The following is a 17,219-nucleotide window of genomic DNA, read 5'->3' as shown; positions in this document are numbered from 1 at the left end:
CGAGTCTCTTTCGTTCCGGGCTGTTCACGACAGCGTGGCATCGCCCAGGCCGCCGTAGAAGTACCAGTCGTCCTCGTCGCCCGACTTCGTCATCACGCAGGCGATCTGGATCTGGTCCTGATCGGTGACGTCGACCGAGAGTTCGGTGGCCTTGCTGGACTGGATGGTGGCGTCCTTGCCGATCGGGTCTCCGGCCGCGTTGGTGACTTTGATGGTCCCCATGGAACCGATCGCGTTGGGCGAGTCGGCCACGATGGCGGCCTGTGCCTGGAGCCGTGTGTATCCGCTGGTGCTGTAGACGACGCTGGTGCCGCTGCTGCTGCAAGTCAGGGTGATGCTCTTGGCGTAGTGCCGGCCGTGGACGGTGATGGGCTGGACGCTTCGGTCCCCCTCTACCGGTTCGAGGTCCGCGAGGTAGACGCTGGAGGCGTTCTCGGGTGTGCTCGGTTCGGGCGTGGTCGCGTCGTCGGTCGGTGGATCCGTCTCGGCGTTGGCGCTCACTTTGGGTTCCGGTGTCGCCGTGACCGTCGCCGTGATGGTGGCGGTCGGCGTGGGGGCGTCGGCCTGAACCACCGTGACCCTGCCGCCGAAGAAGCCGGCCGCCACGGTCGCCATGCAGATCGCAAGGACCTCCAGCCAGCGTGGGATGACGCCCCAGCGACGTCGTCGACGTCGCTCGTCCCTGTCGCTGTCCGTCTTCTTGTCGAGATCCATTTCTGTCCCCCCGAACGTCCGTGCTCCGGGCCGGGAACCGGTCTCGGGCCGTCGACTGCCGTCGTACGGCCGGGAGACCGTTCCGGCACTCGAGCGATGAGATGACTGATGAGTGATGCCATGTCAGGTCGTCAGGAAGGAGAGCGTGTCCTTCCCTTTCACGGCTGCCACAACAGTAGGGACCCGGCACAGCGACAACACCGGAGTTGCCGACTCGCCTCCGGGCGCTCGGGACATTCAGGGGGCGTGCGCTCGCAGCGCACGCCCATCGCCCTCGGGACATGCCGTCGTCGGGGTCCCGGCCGGTCCGTGCCGTGCGTGCCGGCGGGTGGTCAGGGTCCAGGCGGTGGCGGCGAGTGCGGTCACCGCGAGGGTGGCCAGCATCGCGGAGGTGTGGGATCCGGCGCTGTCGGCTGCCCGGGCGACGGGGTTGGGCAGGCCGAGGCGGTCGGCCAGCCAGCCGAGTGCCGCCGTGCCGGTGAGCGTGGCGCCGGCCAGCCGCAGTACGGGCTGGATGCGCAGGCGTGCGAGGACCAGCAGCGAGGGCAGGGCGAGGCAGACCAGCAGGAGCTGGACCAGCTCGATGCCGAGGTTGAAGCCGAGGAGGCTGGTCACGAGCTGTCCGGTGGACAGGTGCATCTCGGCCAGGACGAAGGAGAACGCCATGCCGTGACCGAGCCCGAAGAGCCCTGCCACGAGCGCTTCGCGGCCTGGGAACAGCGGGCGGATCGCGTGGACGGCGCCGATGAGGATGCTCAGAGCGATGAACGCCTCGACGGGCCGGCCCGGGATGTCCAGGTGGCCGAGTGCGGTCGCGGCCAGCGCGACGGAGTGCCCGGCGGTGAAGGCGAGCGTGATGCGGCCGATACGGCCCAGGGCGGAGCGCGCGCCGACCAGCCCGGCCCATCGTCCTGCGGTGGCCGCGAGGGGTGCGGGCAGGAGCAGGATCAGCAGGAAGAGAAGGTGGTCGGTGCCGGTGAGGATGTGGTCGCCGCCCAGCTTCACCATGGCGAGGAAGCCGCGCCAGGCGCTGCCTTCCTCGAGGTCGACCTTCAGGGCCGGGACCTTCATGGTCCGGGTGTCGACCCGGATGGTGCCGACCTGGGTGGTGCCCGCGTCGTCGACCTGTCCGCTGGCCCAGTCCTGACGCACACTCACCAGGACTGTGTGCGTGATGACTTGATGGACGATGACGTCGTAGTCGAAGGTGAAGTGGCGTACGTCGGCGCCGGCCGGTGGCGTGAGGACGGCCTCGGCGACCAGCTCGCGGTAGGGGCCGGTGGAGGTCTGCTCGGTGCTGCTGAGACTCAGGTCGCCGACACTGACCTGCCAGGCCTTGCCCCCGGTGCCGGTCGGGTTGATGTGCTTGCCGAGGTAGGTCCGGATGGCCTTGGCCCGTTGGGACAGCGTGGCCTGGGTGGTGTCGCTCAGGTCGATCCCGCTGGCCCGGGAGAAGTCGTCGGCCGGCAGTTCCAGCCGTGCGCTCACCGACGCCTGGTACACGTCGAGTTCCACCACGGAGTGCGGCATCGGATGCGCGGCGGCCGGCGACGCCCCGAGGAGGAGCGCCGCCGGTACCACGATCGCGATCCCGGCCACCAGACGTGTCAGTGCTGCGGTCAGCCAGTTTCGCGGTTGGGTCATGAGAAGGAGAACTCGCTGCCGTAGTCGCGGGTGTGGTCCCGGTACACGGTGTGGTAGTGGATCTTGTCCCGGTAGACAACGCCGTCCTGGCAGACGAACTCGATCCAGACGCTGGGGCCGTCGATGCGGACGTAGTCGCCCTGGGTGTCCAGGGCGGTGCCGCCGGAGTAGCTGACATAGGTCTTGCTCAGCTCACGCGCGTACGTCTTCATGAGCTGTTTGGCGGTGGCGTCGTCCACGCCCGCGACCCATGGGTGGATCGCCGCCAGGACCAGCTTCTGCTGCTTGGGTGACAGCTCGCTGGCCTTGATGCCCTCCTTGGTCTCCGGGAACTGGCCGTCCTCGCTCGGGCCGAGCAGGACGTCGCTGAAGGACTCGGACAGCTTGGCCTTGGCCAGCTGTTCGGTGCTCAGGCTGCCGGTCAGGGCGAGTATGCCGTTGCGGAACTTCGCCATCGGCTCGTACGTGGTGCCGTCGTCCGTGGTCCAGCTGGCGGGCTCTACGCCGGTGAAGAACGGGCTGGCGCCGGCCACCTTGCCCTTCTTGTAGGTGACGTTCACGGCGAGGTGGTGGCCGCCGAACTGCAGCTGCCAGGTGCCGTCGACCGACGGGGTGCCCAGGAAGGCCAGGAAGTAGATGCCGCTGCCGTACCCGCCACCGCCACCGCCGCCGGTTCCGCCGGACGGCGGGGCGCCCGTCGGGGCGCCGCTGACTGTGGCGCTCGGGTCCGCCGAGGTGGAGACCGAGGGGTCGGCCGAGGCGGAGGTGTCGCTCGACGCGCTGCCCGACGGCGCGGCGGGCCCGGAGCCCGAGCCCTCCGCCGAGGCCAGCTGGTCGTCGGCCAGGAGGGTCTCAAGGACGTGCTCGTAGCCGGTACCCTCGCCGGTCCCCAGGGCCACCTTCAGCACGTTCTTCAGCGCGGCCAGCTGGTCGTCGCTCAGCGAGCCCGTCTGGATGCCGACCCGGCAGGACGAGCCGCACGGCAGGTTCGACCACGCGGTCGCGTTCGCCTGGGAGTGGTCCAGGACCGTCTCCGCCTGCTGGTCGGAGTCCAGCGTGTTCAGGAACGCGTTGGCCGCGCTGACCACGGCCGCGACACCGTTGGCCTTCTTGTCGACCGGATAGTGGACCCCGGCCTTCTTGGCGTCGCTCGAACTCGTCGCGGCGTTGGCCGCCACGAATCCGCCGCCGACGAGGACGACACCGGCGGCCACGCCCGCTATACCTCGCCACGTCCGTCGGCTACGGGCCCGACGTGTTCTGTCTTTGCTCACGAACACTCCCTGAAGGAAAGGCGGGGACGTCGCCGACTCTGCGGACGGCGACGTCCAGAACACGCGCGCGCTGGATGAGAGAACTATCAGCAATATTGTTGACAGCTCAACGCGCGAGCCTTCAGGCCTGTCTCAATTGGGCGGCGGGCGCCCGTATACGGGAAATATCCTGTGCTCGTTGACAGGTTGCTCTCATCGCGACTTCAGCCGCGGAAACGGCCGGCGCCCCAGCTCTCAGCCCTTGACGGCGGAGCTGGCCACGCCTTGGACGAACCAGCGCTGGAAGAAGGCGAAGACCACCAGTACGGGCAGGACCAGCAGGACGCCGAAGGCGAGGATCTGGCCCCAGTCCGGGGGCTGTTGGCCCTGGAAGACGCTGATCTCCAGGGGGAGGGGGCGCACCGAGGGGTCGGAGACCATCAGGACCGGCCACAGGAAGGAGCCCCACTGGATGAGGAAGGTCAGGATCGCGACGGAGGCGAACACGGGCCTGGACATCGGCACGATGATCGCGAAGAAGGTGCGCCAGGGGCCCGCGCCGTCCAGCCGGGCGGCTTCCTCGATGCTCGTGGGGATCTTCCGGAAGAACGTGTGGAACTGGTAGATGGCGAAGGCGTTGGCGATGAAGGGCACCGCCTGGATGTAGAGCGTGTTGCGCTGCCCGTTGAACATGTAGAAGAGCGGGACGGCCACCGACTCGAACGGGATGAGCATCAGCAGCAGGACGAGGGTGAAGACCGCTTCCCGGCCGCGCCACTTCAGGCGGGACAGGCCGTACGCCGCCATCGAGTTGACGAACAGCCCGCCCGTCACCACCACGAACGCCACCAGTACCGACACGCCCATGAACTGCCAGAAGTAGCCGGTGCTGTCGGAGTTCAGGCTGTCGAGGACGGCGGAGTAGTTGTCGAAGGTCAGATGGGTGGGCAGGAAGCCGGACAGTCCGTTCAGTACCTCGTCGGACGGCTTGAGGCTGCCCAGGAAGAGATAGAGGACGGGCAGGACGAAGACGAACGCCAGGACGCTCAGGACGCTGTAGTCGAGGATGCGGCGGACGGGGGTGCGGGTCATGGCCATGGAGGTCAGTCCTCGTTGTCGGGCCGGACGACGCGGCGCTGGACGATCGTCAGGACGAGGACGATCAGGAAGAAGACGACGGTGATCGCGGACGCCTGACCGATGTTGTTCTGGTCGAAGGCGGTGGTGACGGCCTGGTACATGACCGTGCGGGTGGCGTCCTCGTCCAGGCCGCCGCCGCGGATGAGGATGTACACCTGGTCAAAGATCCGGAAGGACATCACGGAGGTCAGCAGCGCGACGAAGACCAGCGTGCCGCGGATGCCGGGCAGCGTGACATGGCGGAACTGCTGCCGGCGGCTCGCGCGGTCCAACTCGGAGGCCTCGTACAGCTCACCGGGAATCTGCTGCAGGCCGGCCAGCAGGATGACCATCTGGAAGCCGACGCCCTGCCACACCGACAGCACGACGATCGAGGCCATCGCGGTGGCCGTGTCGCCGAGCCAGTCGAACGCGCCCCAGTTGCCGAGACTCACAGCGTCCAGCAGGGAGTTGAGCATGCCCTGCTCGCTGCGGGCCAGGATCAGCCGCCAGATCACGGCGACCAGGGCCATCGGGAAGACCACCGGCATGAAGAACAGGGACCGGAACAGGCCGATGGCCTTGAGCTTGCGGTTGAGGAGGATCGCCAGGCCGAGGGCGAGACCGGTCTGGAGCGGTACGACGACCGCGGCGAAGGTCAGGTTGTTCAGCAGCGCCCGCAGGAACGGGCCGGACTGGTCGGGGTCGGTGAACAGGCGCCGGTAGTGCTCCAGGCCGAAGAACGACGGTTCCAGCGGGGAGCCGAGCCGCACGTTGTAGAAGGAGAGCACGACGGCGTAGCCGAAGGGGATGCCGACGAAGGCGATCAGTCCGCCGACGGCCGGGGCGACCATGAGCAGGGCGTGCACCCGGTCCTGGTTCTTGCGCCCGGCTTTCGGGGGCTTGCCGGACGGGGCGGGGGAGGGCTGCTCGGAGCGGCCGGGTGCCGCGGAGTGCGCGGGTTCCACGGTTTTCACGGGTGTGGGTCCTTTTCCCGGCGGGGGCCTACGGGATCTCGTAGCCGGCGTTGTCGGAGAAGTCCTGGTCGATGGAGCGGGCCGCCTTCTCCAGGGCTTCCTTCGGGTCCGCACCGCCGTAGATCGCGTTGAGGGCCTGGGAGAACTTGGCGGTGACCGTGGGGTATCCGGCCGTCACGGGGCGGGTGACGGCGACGCAGGACGTGTCGATGTCGCGGTCACCGCACGGCTTGGCGAGCTGGTCGGCGAAGAGCTGCAGCGGGCCGCCCTGCTTGTACAGCGCGCTCTTGGCGAGCGCGGACTCGGTGCCCGGGACCGAGCCGTTGGCCTTCGTCATCGCGCCGACGCTGTCGTCGCTCAGGAGGTGGTCCAGGAAGGCGCCCGCGGCCTTGGCGTTCTTGGTGTCCGCGCCGATGCCCCAGGCCCACGATCCCTGGCCGGTCTTGGGGCCGTTGCCGAAGTCGGGCAGCGGCAGGACGACGAGGTCGTCGCCGAGGGCCTTGTCGTAGCCGGGGTAGGTCCAGTTGCCGACCCAGCTCAGCGCCACCTTGCCCTTGGCGAAGGCATTGCCGTCGGTGTTGGGGTCGACGTACGTCTTCCAGGACTGGAAGGTCTTCATCGCCGAGACCACTTTGGGGCTGTCGAGGGCGCCCTCGGCCTTGCCGTCCTTCAGCAGGGCGCCGCCGGCCGACCAGACGATGGGGGAGAAGCCGTAGGTGCCCCACTCGGTGGCCAGGCCGTACTGCTCGGAGACGTCGAGGACCTTGCCGTCGGCGTCCTTGGCCTTGAGTGCCTTGAGTGCCGCGTCGAACTCCGCGGCCGTCCAGGCGTCGTCCGCGCTCGTCGGGTACTTGACGCCGGCCGCGTCCAGCAGCTTCTTGTTGCCCCACACGCCGAGGCCGGAGTCGAACATGCCCAGGCCGTAGTGCTTGCCGTCGATCTCGCCCTGCGCCTTGATCGCGTCGGTGGCGTTGGACATCGTCTTCGCGGACACATACGAGTCGATCTGCGCGAGCTTTTTGTTGTAGACGAAGCTCGCCATCGTCGGGCCGTCGAACTCCATCACGTCCGGCAGCTCGGAGGCGCCGGTGGCGGTGATGGTCTTGGTGTAGTCGTTCTCGGGGATGAGCTTCAGCTCGACCTTGATGTCGCTCTGTGAGGAGTTGAAGGTCTTCACCGTGTTCTGCAGCGCGGCGGTCTCGCCCGCCTGCCCCTGGTGGGCCCAGACGCTGATCGTGCCCTTGCCGCTGCCCGCCTCGGCGGAGGCGTCGCTGCCGCCGCCTCCACCACAGGCGGCCAGCGCGGCCAGGGGCAGGGCGAGGGTCAGACTCGAACAGAGCGTGCGGCGGAACCTTCTGCTTCCGGCGTTCATGGACGGTGCCTCCGAGCTGGGTGAGGGTTCTGGTACTCGACGATTAGGGGTGTGGGGAGGTGGGTTCGAAAGGCGGTGGCTCGACGGGGAGCGGGGAGTCACGAGGATCTGTGCGGGCTCGGCGGAGCCGTGGTCTCCCGCAGCACCAGGCGGATGGGCATCCGCACCTGGCCGACCGGCTCGGCATCCGGTTCCTCCAGCCGGCGTAGCAGCAGCCGGGCGGCCTCGGCGCCCTGTTCCGGCACCGGCTGGGCGACGGTGGTCAGCCCGATGACCTCGGCGAGTTCGTGGTCGTCGAAACCGACGACGGACACGTCGTCCGGCACCTTCAGGCGGTGCCGGCGCAGGGCGCGCAGCGCACCCATCGCCATTTCGTCGGACTGCGCGAACACCGCCGTCGGAGGGCGGGAGACGGCGAGGAGCTCGGTCATGGCCCGCTCGCCGCCGTCGACGGTGTAGCCGCCGTCCGCCTCCAGCGCCGGCTCGTGGGCGATACCGGCCTCGGCCAGCACGTCCAGGTAGGCCTGACGGCGGTCGATCGGAGTGGTCCAGTGCAGCGGCTCACTCGCCCCGGAGATCATGCCGATGCGCCGGTGGCCGAGGTTGACCAGATGCCGTACGGCGCTGGTGGCACCGCTGTGGTCGTCGATGCCGACCACCGTGAAGCCGTCCCGGGGGCCGCCGACGGTGGTGGCCAGCGGAACGCCGAGGGAGCGCAGTGCGGATTCCTCGTCCAGGTCGGGGATGAGCAGGGAGAGGACGGCGTCCACGCGCTTGCGCACCGGCAGCTTGGTGAAGAAGCGTTTGCGTGCCTCCGGTGAGTTCAGGTTGTAGAGCAACACGTCGTAGCCGGCGGCGCTGAACACTTTCTCGGCGGCGTCGAGCACGGTGCCGAAGAACCAGCGGCCGATGTAGGGGACGACGACGCCGATGGTGTAGGTGCGTCCGCTGGCCAGGCTGGAGGCCGAACGGGATGCCGTGTAGCCGAGTTGTGCGGCGACGGCTGTGATCTGGGCGCGGACCTCGTCGGAGACGCCCGGCTGACCGCGCAGTGCGCGGGACACGGTGGACGCCGAGACGCCGGCGGCGCGGGCGACATCGGTGATGCTGACGGTCACAGCGCTCTTCTCCCGTTGGTTCACATCGGTGTGATCTGTGGGTGACGCGACCGTAGACCCGGCATCGTTGTTGCGCAAGCGTTTGCGTTGGGTTTTACTTGGGCCGATTCTTAAGCGAGACCTTCGAGATCCGTGGTCAGCGCACGCGTTTGAGCGCTGCGAGCCGACAGGAACTGCGCATGCGATACGCCCCACCCGGCCTCTGTGTGAACGACTTCGCCCTGCTCCGGGACGACGCCGGCACCTACGCCGTGCTGCATCTGCAGGGCCCGTGGACGGCCGAGTTCGACCACCTGAGAATGGAGACGTCCTACGGCCGGGCCACCTCCACCGACCTGGTGCGCTGGAAGCCGGAGGGCACCGTGTTCGGCAACGGCCTGCCCGGCCGCTTCGACCAGCAGGCCGTATGGACCATGCACCCCGTCCGGTACGGGGACGGAATGGCCATGTTCTACACCGGCGTCTCCGGCCTCACTCCAGACGGCTGGCCGTTGCAGTCGGTCGGTCTCGCCTACTCCGACCGCACCGACGGCACCGGCTGGCGCCGGCACGGCACCGGGTCCGTCGTCGAGGCGGACGCGCGCTGGTATCGCACCGGCGAACACATGGGCTGGCGCGACCCGTTCGTCGTCCGCGACGACGAGTCCGACGGCTGGGTCATGGTGGTCTGCGCCGCCGACGCCTCCCTGCCCGTCGAGTCCGGCGGCTGCGTCGCCTGGGCCACCTCCGAGGACCTGGAGCACTGGACCGTCCACCCGCCGCTCGTCTCACCGGGCGACGTCGACGAGCTGGAATGCCCGGTCCTGGAGCGGCTCGACGACGGCAGCTGGCTGCTGCTCGGGTCCGTCGGCGCCACACGCGGCTTCGAGGCGTGGACCGCGCCGCGGTTGAGGGGGCCGTGGACCCGCCGCGGCCCGCTCGGCCCGACCGGCTCCTACGCCCCGCGCGTCATCGCCGCTCCCGACGGCTCCCGCGTCGTGCTGCACACCACGCCCCGGCGCGTGAACCTCACCGACTCCGGCGAACGCTGCCGCGGCATGCTCGCCCAGCCCAAACTCCTGGTGACCGCCCCGGACCAGTCACCTCGTCTGGAATGGTGGCCCGGCCTGAACGCCTGGCTCGGCGAGGAGACCGAACAGCCCGCCCTGCACGCGGTCGGCGACGTCACCCTCACCGGCCGCGTGGAGATCGCCCTGCGCACCGACATCGCCGACGGCGAGAGCCCGGCCCTGCTCGTCGGCTGCGACGGCAAGAACCTCTGGGTCACCGGCCCCCACGGGGACCGGCTCGGCGAGACGATACTGACCGAACCCGCCGCCACTCTGCGCATCCTCACCATCGGCGAATACGTCGAGGTCTACGCCGACGGCGTCTTCGTGCTCACCACCCTGTGCTACTCGGGCCGTCCCGCCACGTGGACGGTCGTGTCGGAGGGCCGCACCCGCACCGTCCCCGTCCGCCCGATCCGCCTGCCCGACATGGACCGCGACGACGCCTCGGCCATCTGGCCCGGCCCACCGGTGCGCTGACGGCCGGCGGTCCCGCCCGGCGGACGACACCGCCCGCCGCCGGGACCGGCTCGAGGGCCGGCCCGGCGACGGGCGGTGCAGGCGGTGCGGGTCAGGTCAGTTGAGGGCGCACCGCTGGTTGGTCTGGCCGTTGCAGGTCCACAGGACCAGCTTGGTGCCGTTGGCGGTCGCCGCTTCCTCGGCGTCGAGGCACAGTCCCGAGCGGTCGTTGGTGATCGTGCCGTCGGAGTGTACGGTCCACTTCTGGTTGGTGCCGCCGGTGCAGTCCCCGTACTGACAGCCGGCCGCCGCCATCCCGGAGTAGGCCAGAGCGTCCGTCTGCTCCTTGACGACATCGGAATCGATGCTGCTGGCGAAGCTGCTCCAGGACGCCCAGCCCATCGACGGCGAGGTGACGGCGGCCTGTGCGGTGCTGACCGCCGCCGGCTCGGCGGTCAGAGGTGCCGATGGTTCGTGGTCGGCCAGGGCCGTCAGGCCGGACACGGCGAGAGCGAGGGCGAGGACACGCGCACGGTGACGCGTCCGGCCCAGCCGGGGGCGGAGGCGTTCGACACGCGGGCGTCCTCCATGTCAGTACCCGACGCGGAAGGTCGCGTCCTGCCGCTCCGTGGTCGTGGAGATGGGGTCGATGCGCAGGACGTAGTTCGCGTGGCGGATGTAGCGCGTCGGGTTGTTGTACGACCGGAAGGAGGCCCAACTCGCGTCCGCGAGGCCCGCCGTGCGGTAGAACGTCGCGTCCGCGGCGAACGTCGAGGTGCCGTCGTTCGCGTCCAGTTGGAGCGCGTAGTTGTAGTGCCGCAGGTAGCGGGTGGGGTAGTTGACCGACCGGAAGGAGACCCCGGAGCTGTCGGCGAGCCCGGGGACCAGAGTCCACAGGGAGTCCTTGTAGGGCTCGACCGGGTACTCGTCGATGCGGGCCGCGTAGTTGGAGTGGCGGACGTAACGGCCCGGATAGTTGTAGGACTTGAGCCGGTTCCAGGCCGGGGCGCCCCACTTGGCGAGCAGGTTGTTGTACTCGGTCGTGGTGATCGTGGTGATGCCGCAGTGCTTGGAGTTGACCGGCTGGGTGTAGGTCTTCTGGTCCAGGGCGGTCCAGGTGCCGGAGGCGAGGCTGCTCGACTGCCAGGCGTAGAAGACACCGTTGGGCGTGTAGGTGTCGCCCCACAGCCACCAGGTGCCGGAGGAGAGGGACTTGACCACCGTGGGGGCCTCGGTGCCGCCGTGGGCCACACCGGCGCTGTACTCGGTGAAGCTGCCCGGGTTCAGGGAGGTGGACCGGGCGCTCACCAGCGTCTGGTTCTTCTTGAAGTAGAGGTAGTTGTAGCCGTCCACGCCGACCGCCATGTCGCCGTCGATGACGTCGTAGCCGGGGTCGAAGAACACCTGCGGGGCCGAGGCGGTGACGAAGTCGCTGGTGTAGTTGACCATGATGACGTTGTGGCCGCTGCTGTTCACGGAGGAGTAGATGACCGCGTACTGACCGCGGCCGGCGTCCCAGAACGCTTCGGGAGCCCAGCTGTGGGTGGTCATGTCGTGCAGCTTCAGGCGCCGGTAGCCGGTGAGGGTGCGCAGGTCGGCGGAGTCCCAGACGTGGATGTACTGGCTGTTGTAGTTCCAGTCGGTGCCCTTGAGGTCGGTGGCGAGCACCACGAACGTGCCGTCCTGCTTGCGCATCAGGAACGGGTCGCGCAGGCCCTGTGCGCCGGCGGTGGGGGTGGCCAGGGGGTTGTTCTGGTTGAGCGGCGTCCAGTTGAGTCCGTCGGGGCTGACGGCCAGGTGCAGGCCGTAGTCGGTGCCGTCGCCGAGGTTCGTCGACTCGGTGAAGTAGACCATCGCGTAGGCCGAGTCGGCGGCGTGGGCGGTGCCCGTGCCGAGGGTCAGGGCGACGGGGACGGCGGCTGTCATACCGAGCAGAGCGCGACGGGACAGGTGGGGGTTCTTGCTCACTTGGGCTCCAGGGTGGCGTGCGGGGGCACCTGAAATGGCCGGTATTTCGAACGTGGTTCGGAAAATCGATCAGAACGTAGGGGTTGGACATGCGTCCGTCAATCGTCCTGACGTGCCTTTGTGTTTCCTGTGCGCCCCGGGGCGGGAGCGACGCGCCCCGGGGCGGGAAGCGGATCAGCGCTGGGTGTAGAGAAAACCGACCTTGTCGACCTCGTCACCGGCCCGGCCGTGGAAGCCGGCGAGCTGCCAACCGGACGGCGCGGTGCGCGTCACGCAGTCGGAGGTGGTGGTGCCACCGGCCAGGGTGCGGGCGAGGTTGGTCGTGAACTTGGCGTAGAAGATCCGCGTGTGGTCGTCCTTCTGACCCTGGCACAGGTACGCCGTCGTCACGTACTCCCCGCTGCCGAGCGTCAGGGAGGACGCGGTGCCGCCGGTGCCGCCGTGCGTGAGTGTGGTGCCGTTCGCCAGGGTCAGGCTCACCTGGTCGACCCGGGACCCGGCGCGCAGGGCGATGGTGGTGGCGCGGGCGCCGGCGGGCACGCTGCCGATGTCGTTGTAGTAGTCGCCGTGCGGGCCGCCGAACTGGTCGCTGAGCTGGAAGGCGGTGTTGCGCGACCAGCTGAAGCCGGCGGTGATCGGGTCGTGGTCGGAGAGCATCAGGCCGTCGCCGGTGAGGAACTTGGAGTGCTCGTTGTTGTACGACGTGGCGTTGAGCGAGACCAGCTTGCTGCCCCGGTAGAGGATCTTGTCGACGACCTCGCAGGTGTTGGGGACGGTGGTCCCGGTCTGGTCGCAGACCAGCGCGTCGCTGCCCTTGGCGGGCGCGCTGCCGCCGCGGATCAGCTGGACCCAGGTGTCGGTGAGGCCGTTGGCAGCGGCGAACTCGGCGATGGTGTCGCCGGAGCGGGTGTAGCGGGTGTTGGTGTCGCCCATGACCACGACCGCGTTGCCGGCGGAGTGAGTGGCGATGAAGGCGGTGAGCTGGCTGAGGTTGTCGGCGCGGGCGGCGAGGTCGTCGGCGTTGGTGCCCGCGTTGGTGTGCAGGTTGTAGAAGTCGACGTACACCCCCTCGGCGAGCCGCTCGCGCATGAAGGTGAAGCCCTTGGGGGTCAGGCAGTCACCCGAGCCGTAGGTGCAGGTGTTCCAGCGCACCCGCTCGAAGTCGTCCTCGTCGTAGGGGATCTTCGAGAGGGTGTTGAGGCCGCTGCCGATGGCGGCGCCGCCGCTGGTGGCGGTGCGGTGGGCGTGGGCGGTGTCGGCCGCGTAGAGGTAGGCGTGGTAGTTGAAGTCCTCCTGGGCGTGGACGATGTCGTACGGCGCTGTCCGCCCGCCGATCGCCGTGGTGGCCGACTCACGGGGCGTCGGGGCGCTGGAGATGGCCTCGGGCAGGCCGGCCACGTTGTAGCTGAGGACGCTGAAGGTGCCGGAGTCGGCGGCCGCCGCGGAGGGGGCGGCCGCGGTGAGCCCGCCGAGAACGGCGGCCGCCGTCGTCAGACAGGCGAGGAGTCTGCGCATGAGGGGGTGGCTCCTGGGGAGAGAAAGCGGTTGCGGCGAGGACGGGGCTGAAGTTACCCCCGGTTACCCGGGGTCTGTCGAGACTTCGGGCGTTCTTTCACAGGAGTCGCCGGCCGTACATGGGCGGTTCGGATCTCCGCCGGGGGTCATTCACCGCACCGCACGGATTCACGCGATACCGTCGCCCCCCTGTCCCGCCGCCCCCTCCAACCGTGCTTCTACGTATGGGACTTGGGGGCAGCGTTGGCATCTGTGGTCTCGAGCGCCCAGCGTTGGCCGCCGGATGCGTCGCGGTCGGCCACGACCACCTCGGAGAGCTTGCCATCCCGGTCCGGCGCCAGAGCAAGATCCTGACGGCGGCGCAGCAGGAGCTCTCCGTGGCTCGTGAGGACGTACGTCACCTCGCCGGTGGGCGCGACGCACAGCGAGAGTCGGACGTCGAGAGTCTGCGGGTCGGCGGCCAGGTAGAGGGAGGGGTCGGGGCCGCTGCGGAGCAGGCCGTCGAACTCGTAGGACCACCGCTCGGACCCGGCCGACGAACACGTTGCCAGCGCGACGGCCGCGCCGACCGAGGCCCGGCTGTCGACGGTCAGGCACTCTCCGGTGGCCAGGTTGTGCAGCCTGCCCTCGACGGACGTGCCGGAGGTACCCGGTGAGGTGGAGGAGGCGGCGCCGGTCCGTCCGGTGGAGCCGGGGCTCGGGATGCCGTTGGCGGGAGCCCCCCAGGCCGGTGTGTCCGACGCGGGCGGGTCGTTGTCGTCGGACCAGTTCTGGGCTGCAAGTACGGCCGCCAGGAGAGCGAGAGAGGCCACGGCCGCGGCGGCGAACGCGCGATACCTTCTCTCGGCCGTGGTGCGATGGCGTCCGACGGTGACCGGAGGTGCCTGCTCGCGCTCCGGTGCGGACTGCCATGCTCCGGGAGCACTGCGGCCGGGGCGCGTGGCGAGGTAACGCCGCCCTCCCCAGCCGAGCACGGAATCGGCCAGCAGAAGCCCCAATCGGCCTTCGCAGTATTCGAGTTGCTCGGCGGTGGATTGGCAATGCGGACACTGCGTCAGATGCTGTTGGACATCCGGGAGCAGTGTGGCGCCCCGTCGAATGGGGACGTCGATAAGGCTGCTGTAGAACCGGCACTCCTCGGACGGGGCGAATTGCGTGTGAGCGCGCACCAGACCGGTCCGGAATTGTTCACGGGCCTTACTCAAGGCAGTTTTCGCGGCAACGGTTTCCATACCCAGCAAGCCGGCGGGTATCTCGATGGGTTCCGCCTCGACCTCCGTGTGCCACAGAAGGCATTGGGAGAAATCCGACAAGGCCACGAAGGCGCGTTCGGCGAGTTTCCGGTTGGCGGGGGCTTCCGGCCTGGCCGTGTGCAGACCGCGGCCACCGGTCGGTTTGCGCAGTTCTGGCAGGGCCGCGCATGTCTTGTCGTTCGCGGCCCAGGCGCGGACGGTCTCGCGGACCGTCACCAGCAGTTGCGGACGTAGCGCCGCGGCGGGAGTGCCGCCCGCGAGTCGGCCCAGCAGCCGCTGGAACGCGCTGGCGGCCACGAACTGGGCGGTGGGAGTGGCGGAGGCCAGGCACAGGAGTGCGTAGTCGCGCGCGGCGAGCCAGTGGCGGGCCAGCAACACGGCTGTCGCGTGGTGTCGTTCGTCGACGTCGCCGCCCAGTTGGGCGACGAGGTCCGGATCCGGCTCCCCGAGGGGCAGTCCGGGGCGGGGCGGGTACGGCGGGCGTGGGGGGTGGGAAACCTGCACGGAACCCTTTCCTTTTCGTGGCAGGACGGCATGCGAAATGACGTTCCGTCGGAAAGCGCTGGGTGATTGGTTCATACCTTGAGGGTGCCTTTTTGCCTGGTCAGGGCCGGGACTCTCTCAAGCGAGGCTCACCTTCGCATACGCGAGTCGGGCGAGACAAGCGCTCTCTCTGACCGATTTTCAAAACCGTGCGGGCGATAGAATGTTACCGGCGGTAGTCGCACCCGTATTCGAAGATTGGGATGGGAAACTATCAGACGCTCTGGTGAGCCTCGCGGCATTTCTCCGGCAGGACGACAAAGTCCCGTACGTCATTCGTGCCAGGTCGTGTCCCTGACCCAGGGCAGTGCGAACCGTTCCAACAACACCAAGGCAAAGTAGAGAAGGATGCTCATCAACCCGATCAGGATGATCGCGGCCCAGGCGGTGGCGGTGTCGCCCACCCCGCCGGCTTGCACGATCAGATAGCCCAGCCCCGCCTCACCGGCCTGGAACTCGCCGATGACCGCACCGATCGCGGCGAGCGGCATGGCCACCTTCAACCCGACGAAGATCTGCGGCAGCGCGGCGGGAAAGCGGACCTTCCGGAATGCCTGCCAGCGAGAGGCATCCAGCGAGCGCGCCAACTCGGCCAGGTCCGCCGGGGTCGAGGTCAGGCCGGTCGCGGTGGACAGCACGATCGGGAAGAAGCAGAGCAGGAAGACCATGGTCAGGACCGGCTTCTGCCCCCATCCGAGCGCCCCCACCAACAGCGGCCCGAGCGCGATCTTCGGAACCGCGTTGACGGCGACCAGCAGCGGCGTGAACATGCGCTCCAGTACCCGCGAGGCGGCCAGCGACAGTCCGATCAGCACTCCGCAGGCGCTGGACAGAACGAACCCGACCACCGTCTCCACCGTGGTGTCGCCGGTGTGTTCCAGAAACCGGACCGGGGTCGCGATGAACGCCGAGAGCACAGCACCCGGCGGAGGCAGTACCGCCGGGTGGATCACCTCCAGCACCGACGTGAGAAGCCACCACACGCCGAGCGCGACCAGCAGCCCGGCCACCGGCAGCAGCCCGACGCCGACGCCCGCCCCGCGACGTGGACCGACTCGTGGCACGGGCTCAGGCCTTCGGCACCAGGCCGAAGTCGATGATCTGCTCAGGGGTCATCCCCTTCGGCAGCGCGCCCGCGTCCTCCAGAATCTTGATGCTCCTCGCCACCCGCCCGGAGTCCAGCGTTCCGATCGTCGTGCCGGAACCGTCCTTCGGGGTGACGTACGCGGCCATCAACTCCAACTCGGCTGCCGCAGCGGCCGGATTCGTGGTGTCCACGTTCCGCTTCAGGATCTCGGAGGCTTCCTTCGAGTGGGCGAGGCTGTACTCCAGGCCCTTGAGCAGCGCGGCGGTGAACCGCCGCACCATCTCCGGATCCTGCTCGGCGATCTTCTTGGACGTGATCAGTACGTTCCCGTACAGGTCGGGGATCACGTCGCTGTACGGCAGCAGCACGGCCTTCTTCTTCGTCACCGCCTCGATGGTCGGCTTGCCCACCACGAACTGGCCGATACCGTCCACCGAGCCGCCGGCGAGCGTGCCCATCAGGGTCTGCGCCTCGCCGTTGACCCAGGTCACCTTGTCGGCGTCCACCCCGGCCAGCCGGGCGTACGTCGGGAAGAGGTTGCGTACGACAGAGCCGGGCGTGTCGGCGAGCCGTTTGCCTTCGAGGTCCTTCGGTGTGGCGATGCCGTTGCCCTCGGTGGTGGCGATCGCGGCCATGGTGTGCTGCTGGATGGCGGCCACCGCGACGAAGTCCTTCGCCTGGCCGTTGCCCATGTGCAGCAGACCTCCCGTCAGGTCGATCGGGCCGAACTGCGCCTGGCCGCTCACGACGGCCGGGATCACGCCGCCGGTGCCCTGCCCCGGCCTGATCCTCACGTCGAAGCCGGCCTCTTCGAAGAACCCCTTGTCCTTCGCGACCCAGGCGTACGAGTCCCGGCCGAAGCTGCCGAAGGAGGTCAGGTAGGTCACCTTCTTCAGCGCCTTGCCGTCGTCACCGGCGTCCGCGTCGGAATCCGAGCCGCCGCAGCCCGCCATCAGCGCCAGCGCGGTGGTCAGGGCTGCCGCGGTGACCGTACGGGCGAACCGGATCATGCGCACAGTGTTGTCCTTTCCGGCCGCCGAACGCGCCGGCGGAGGGGCGTCGAGACAGACGAGACGGAACGGCGGCACAGAGCTGCCGAGGGCATGACACGTGGTGCAGGCAACAGCGTACGAGGGATGGGTAGTTGT

14 protein-coding genes are annotated in these 17,219 nt (G+C 68.9%); 1 reads left to right on the top strand and 13 read right to left on the bottom strand.

Annotation, left to right across the window (positions count from 1 at the left end):
* Positions 1-24 precede the first annotated feature (24 nt).
* The 7 genes from QF037_RS04540 to QF037_RS04510 all read right to left on the bottom strand — a co-directional run bounded on the left by QF037_RS04540 (position 25) and on the right by QF037_RS04510 (position 8,197).
* On the bottom strand, positions 25-714 hold the full coding sequence (locus tag QF037_RS04540; protein ID WP_307022034.1) for an NPCBM/NEW2 domain-containing protein: 690 nt from the start codon (positions 712-714) through the stop codon (positions 25-27).
* Between the two features lie 237 nt (positions 715-951).
* Positions 952-2,358 carry a HupE/UreJ family protein gene (locus QF037_RS04535; RefSeq protein WP_307022032.1) on the bottom strand — a complete coding sequence of 469 codons (1,407 nt, stop codon included), beginning with the start codon at positions 2,356-2,358 and terminating at the stop codon, positions 952-954.
* Positions 2,355-3,572, bottom strand: coding sequence for a DUF3500 domain-containing protein (locus tag QF037_RS04530; RefSeq protein WP_307022030.1), 1,218 nt, complete (start codon positions 3,570-3,572; stop codon positions 2,355-2,357). The genes QF037_RS04535 and QF037_RS04530 overlap by 4 nt, the downstream gene beginning before the upstream one ends.
* Positions 3,573-3,866: 294 nt before the next feature.
* A complete protein-coding gene (locus QF037_RS04525) occupies positions 3,867-4,709 on the bottom strand; it encodes a carbohydrate ABC transporter permease (RefSeq protein ID WP_307022028.1) in 843 nt (280 codons plus the stop codon).
* Positions 4,710-4,714: 5 nt separating this feature from the next.
* Complete coding sequence (locus QF037_RS04520) at positions 4,715-5,707, bottom strand: carbohydrate ABC transporter permease (protein ID WP_307022027.1); 993 nt, start codon at positions 5,705-5,707, stop codon at positions 4,715-4,717.
* Positions 5,708-5,735: 28 nt separating this feature from the next.
* Positions 5,736-7,079, bottom strand: a complete 1,344-nt coding sequence (locus QF037_RS04515; RefSeq protein ID WP_307022025.1) for an ABC transporter substrate-binding protein — start codon at positions 7,077-7,079, stop codon at positions 5,736-5,738.
* Between the two features lie 98 nt (positions 7,080-7,177).
* A complete protein-coding gene (locus QF037_RS04510) occupies positions 7,178-8,197 on the bottom strand; it encodes a LacI family DNA-binding transcriptional regulator (protein WP_307022023.1) in 1,020 nt (339 codons plus the stop codon).
* Positions 8,198-8,376: 179 nt separating this feature from the next.
* Here QF037_RS04510 and QF037_RS04505 point away from each other — a divergent pair, with 179 nt between their 5' ends.
* Complete coding sequence (locus tag QF037_RS04505) at positions 8,377-9,726, top strand: mucin-1 (protein WP_307022021.1); 1,350 nt, start codon at positions 8,377-8,379, stop codon at positions 9,724-9,726.
* 96 nt (positions 9,727-9,822) lie between these two features.
* Here QF037_RS04505 and QF037_RS50885 read toward each other — a convergent pair whose 3' ends face one another.
* From QF037_RS50885 to QF037_RS04475, 6 genes are all read right to left on the bottom strand, one after another.
* Positions 9,823-10,107, bottom strand: coding sequence for an RICIN domain-containing protein (locus QF037_RS50885; RefSeq protein WP_373463939.1), 285 nt, complete (start codon positions 10,105-10,107; stop codon positions 9,823-9,825).
* Positions 10,108-10,296: 189 nt separating this feature from the next.
* Positions 10,297-11,631 carry a glycoside hydrolase family 43 protein gene (locus QF037_RS04495; RefSeq protein WP_307036980.1) on the bottom strand — a complete coding sequence of 445 codons (1,335 nt, stop codon included), beginning with the start codon at positions 11,629-11,631 and terminating at the stop codon, positions 10,297-10,299.
* A gap of 216 nt (positions 11,632-11,847) precedes the next feature.
* The gene (locus tag QF037_RS04490) at positions 11,848-13,188 is read right to left on the bottom strand and encodes a jacalin-like lectin (protein ID WP_307022019.1); all 1,341 of its coding nucleotides are present in this window, start codon (positions 13,186-13,188) and stop codon (positions 11,848-11,850) included.
* A gap of 218 nt (positions 13,189-13,406) precedes the next feature.
* On the bottom strand, positions 13,407-14,945 hold the full coding sequence (locus tag QF037_RS04485) for an RICIN domain-containing protein (protein ID WP_307022017.1): 1,539 nt from the start codon (positions 14,943-14,945) through the stop codon (positions 13,407-13,409).
* A gap of 311 nt (positions 14,946-15,256) precedes the next feature.
* Positions 15,257-15,994, bottom strand: a complete 738-nt coding sequence (locus QF037_RS04480) for an ABC transporter permease (protein WP_307022015.1) — start codon at positions 15,992-15,994, stop codon at positions 15,257-15,259.
* Between the two features lie 58 nt (positions 15,995-16,052).
* On the bottom strand, positions 16,053-17,081 hold the full coding sequence (locus QF037_RS04475; protein ID WP_307022013.1) for an ABC transporter substrate-binding protein: 1,029 nt from the start codon (positions 17,079-17,081) through the stop codon (positions 16,053-16,055).
* Positions 17,082-17,219 lie beyond the last annotated feature (138 nt).

It is taken from the genome of Streptomyces canus (assembly GCF_030815415.1).
GTDB lineage: Bacteria > Actinomycetota > Actinomycetes > Streptomycetales > Streptomycetaceae > Streptomyces > Streptomyces canus_F.
The sequence above is the reverse complement of the archived record's forward strand: the minus strand, read 5'-3'. Positions and strand labels throughout refer to the sequence as shown.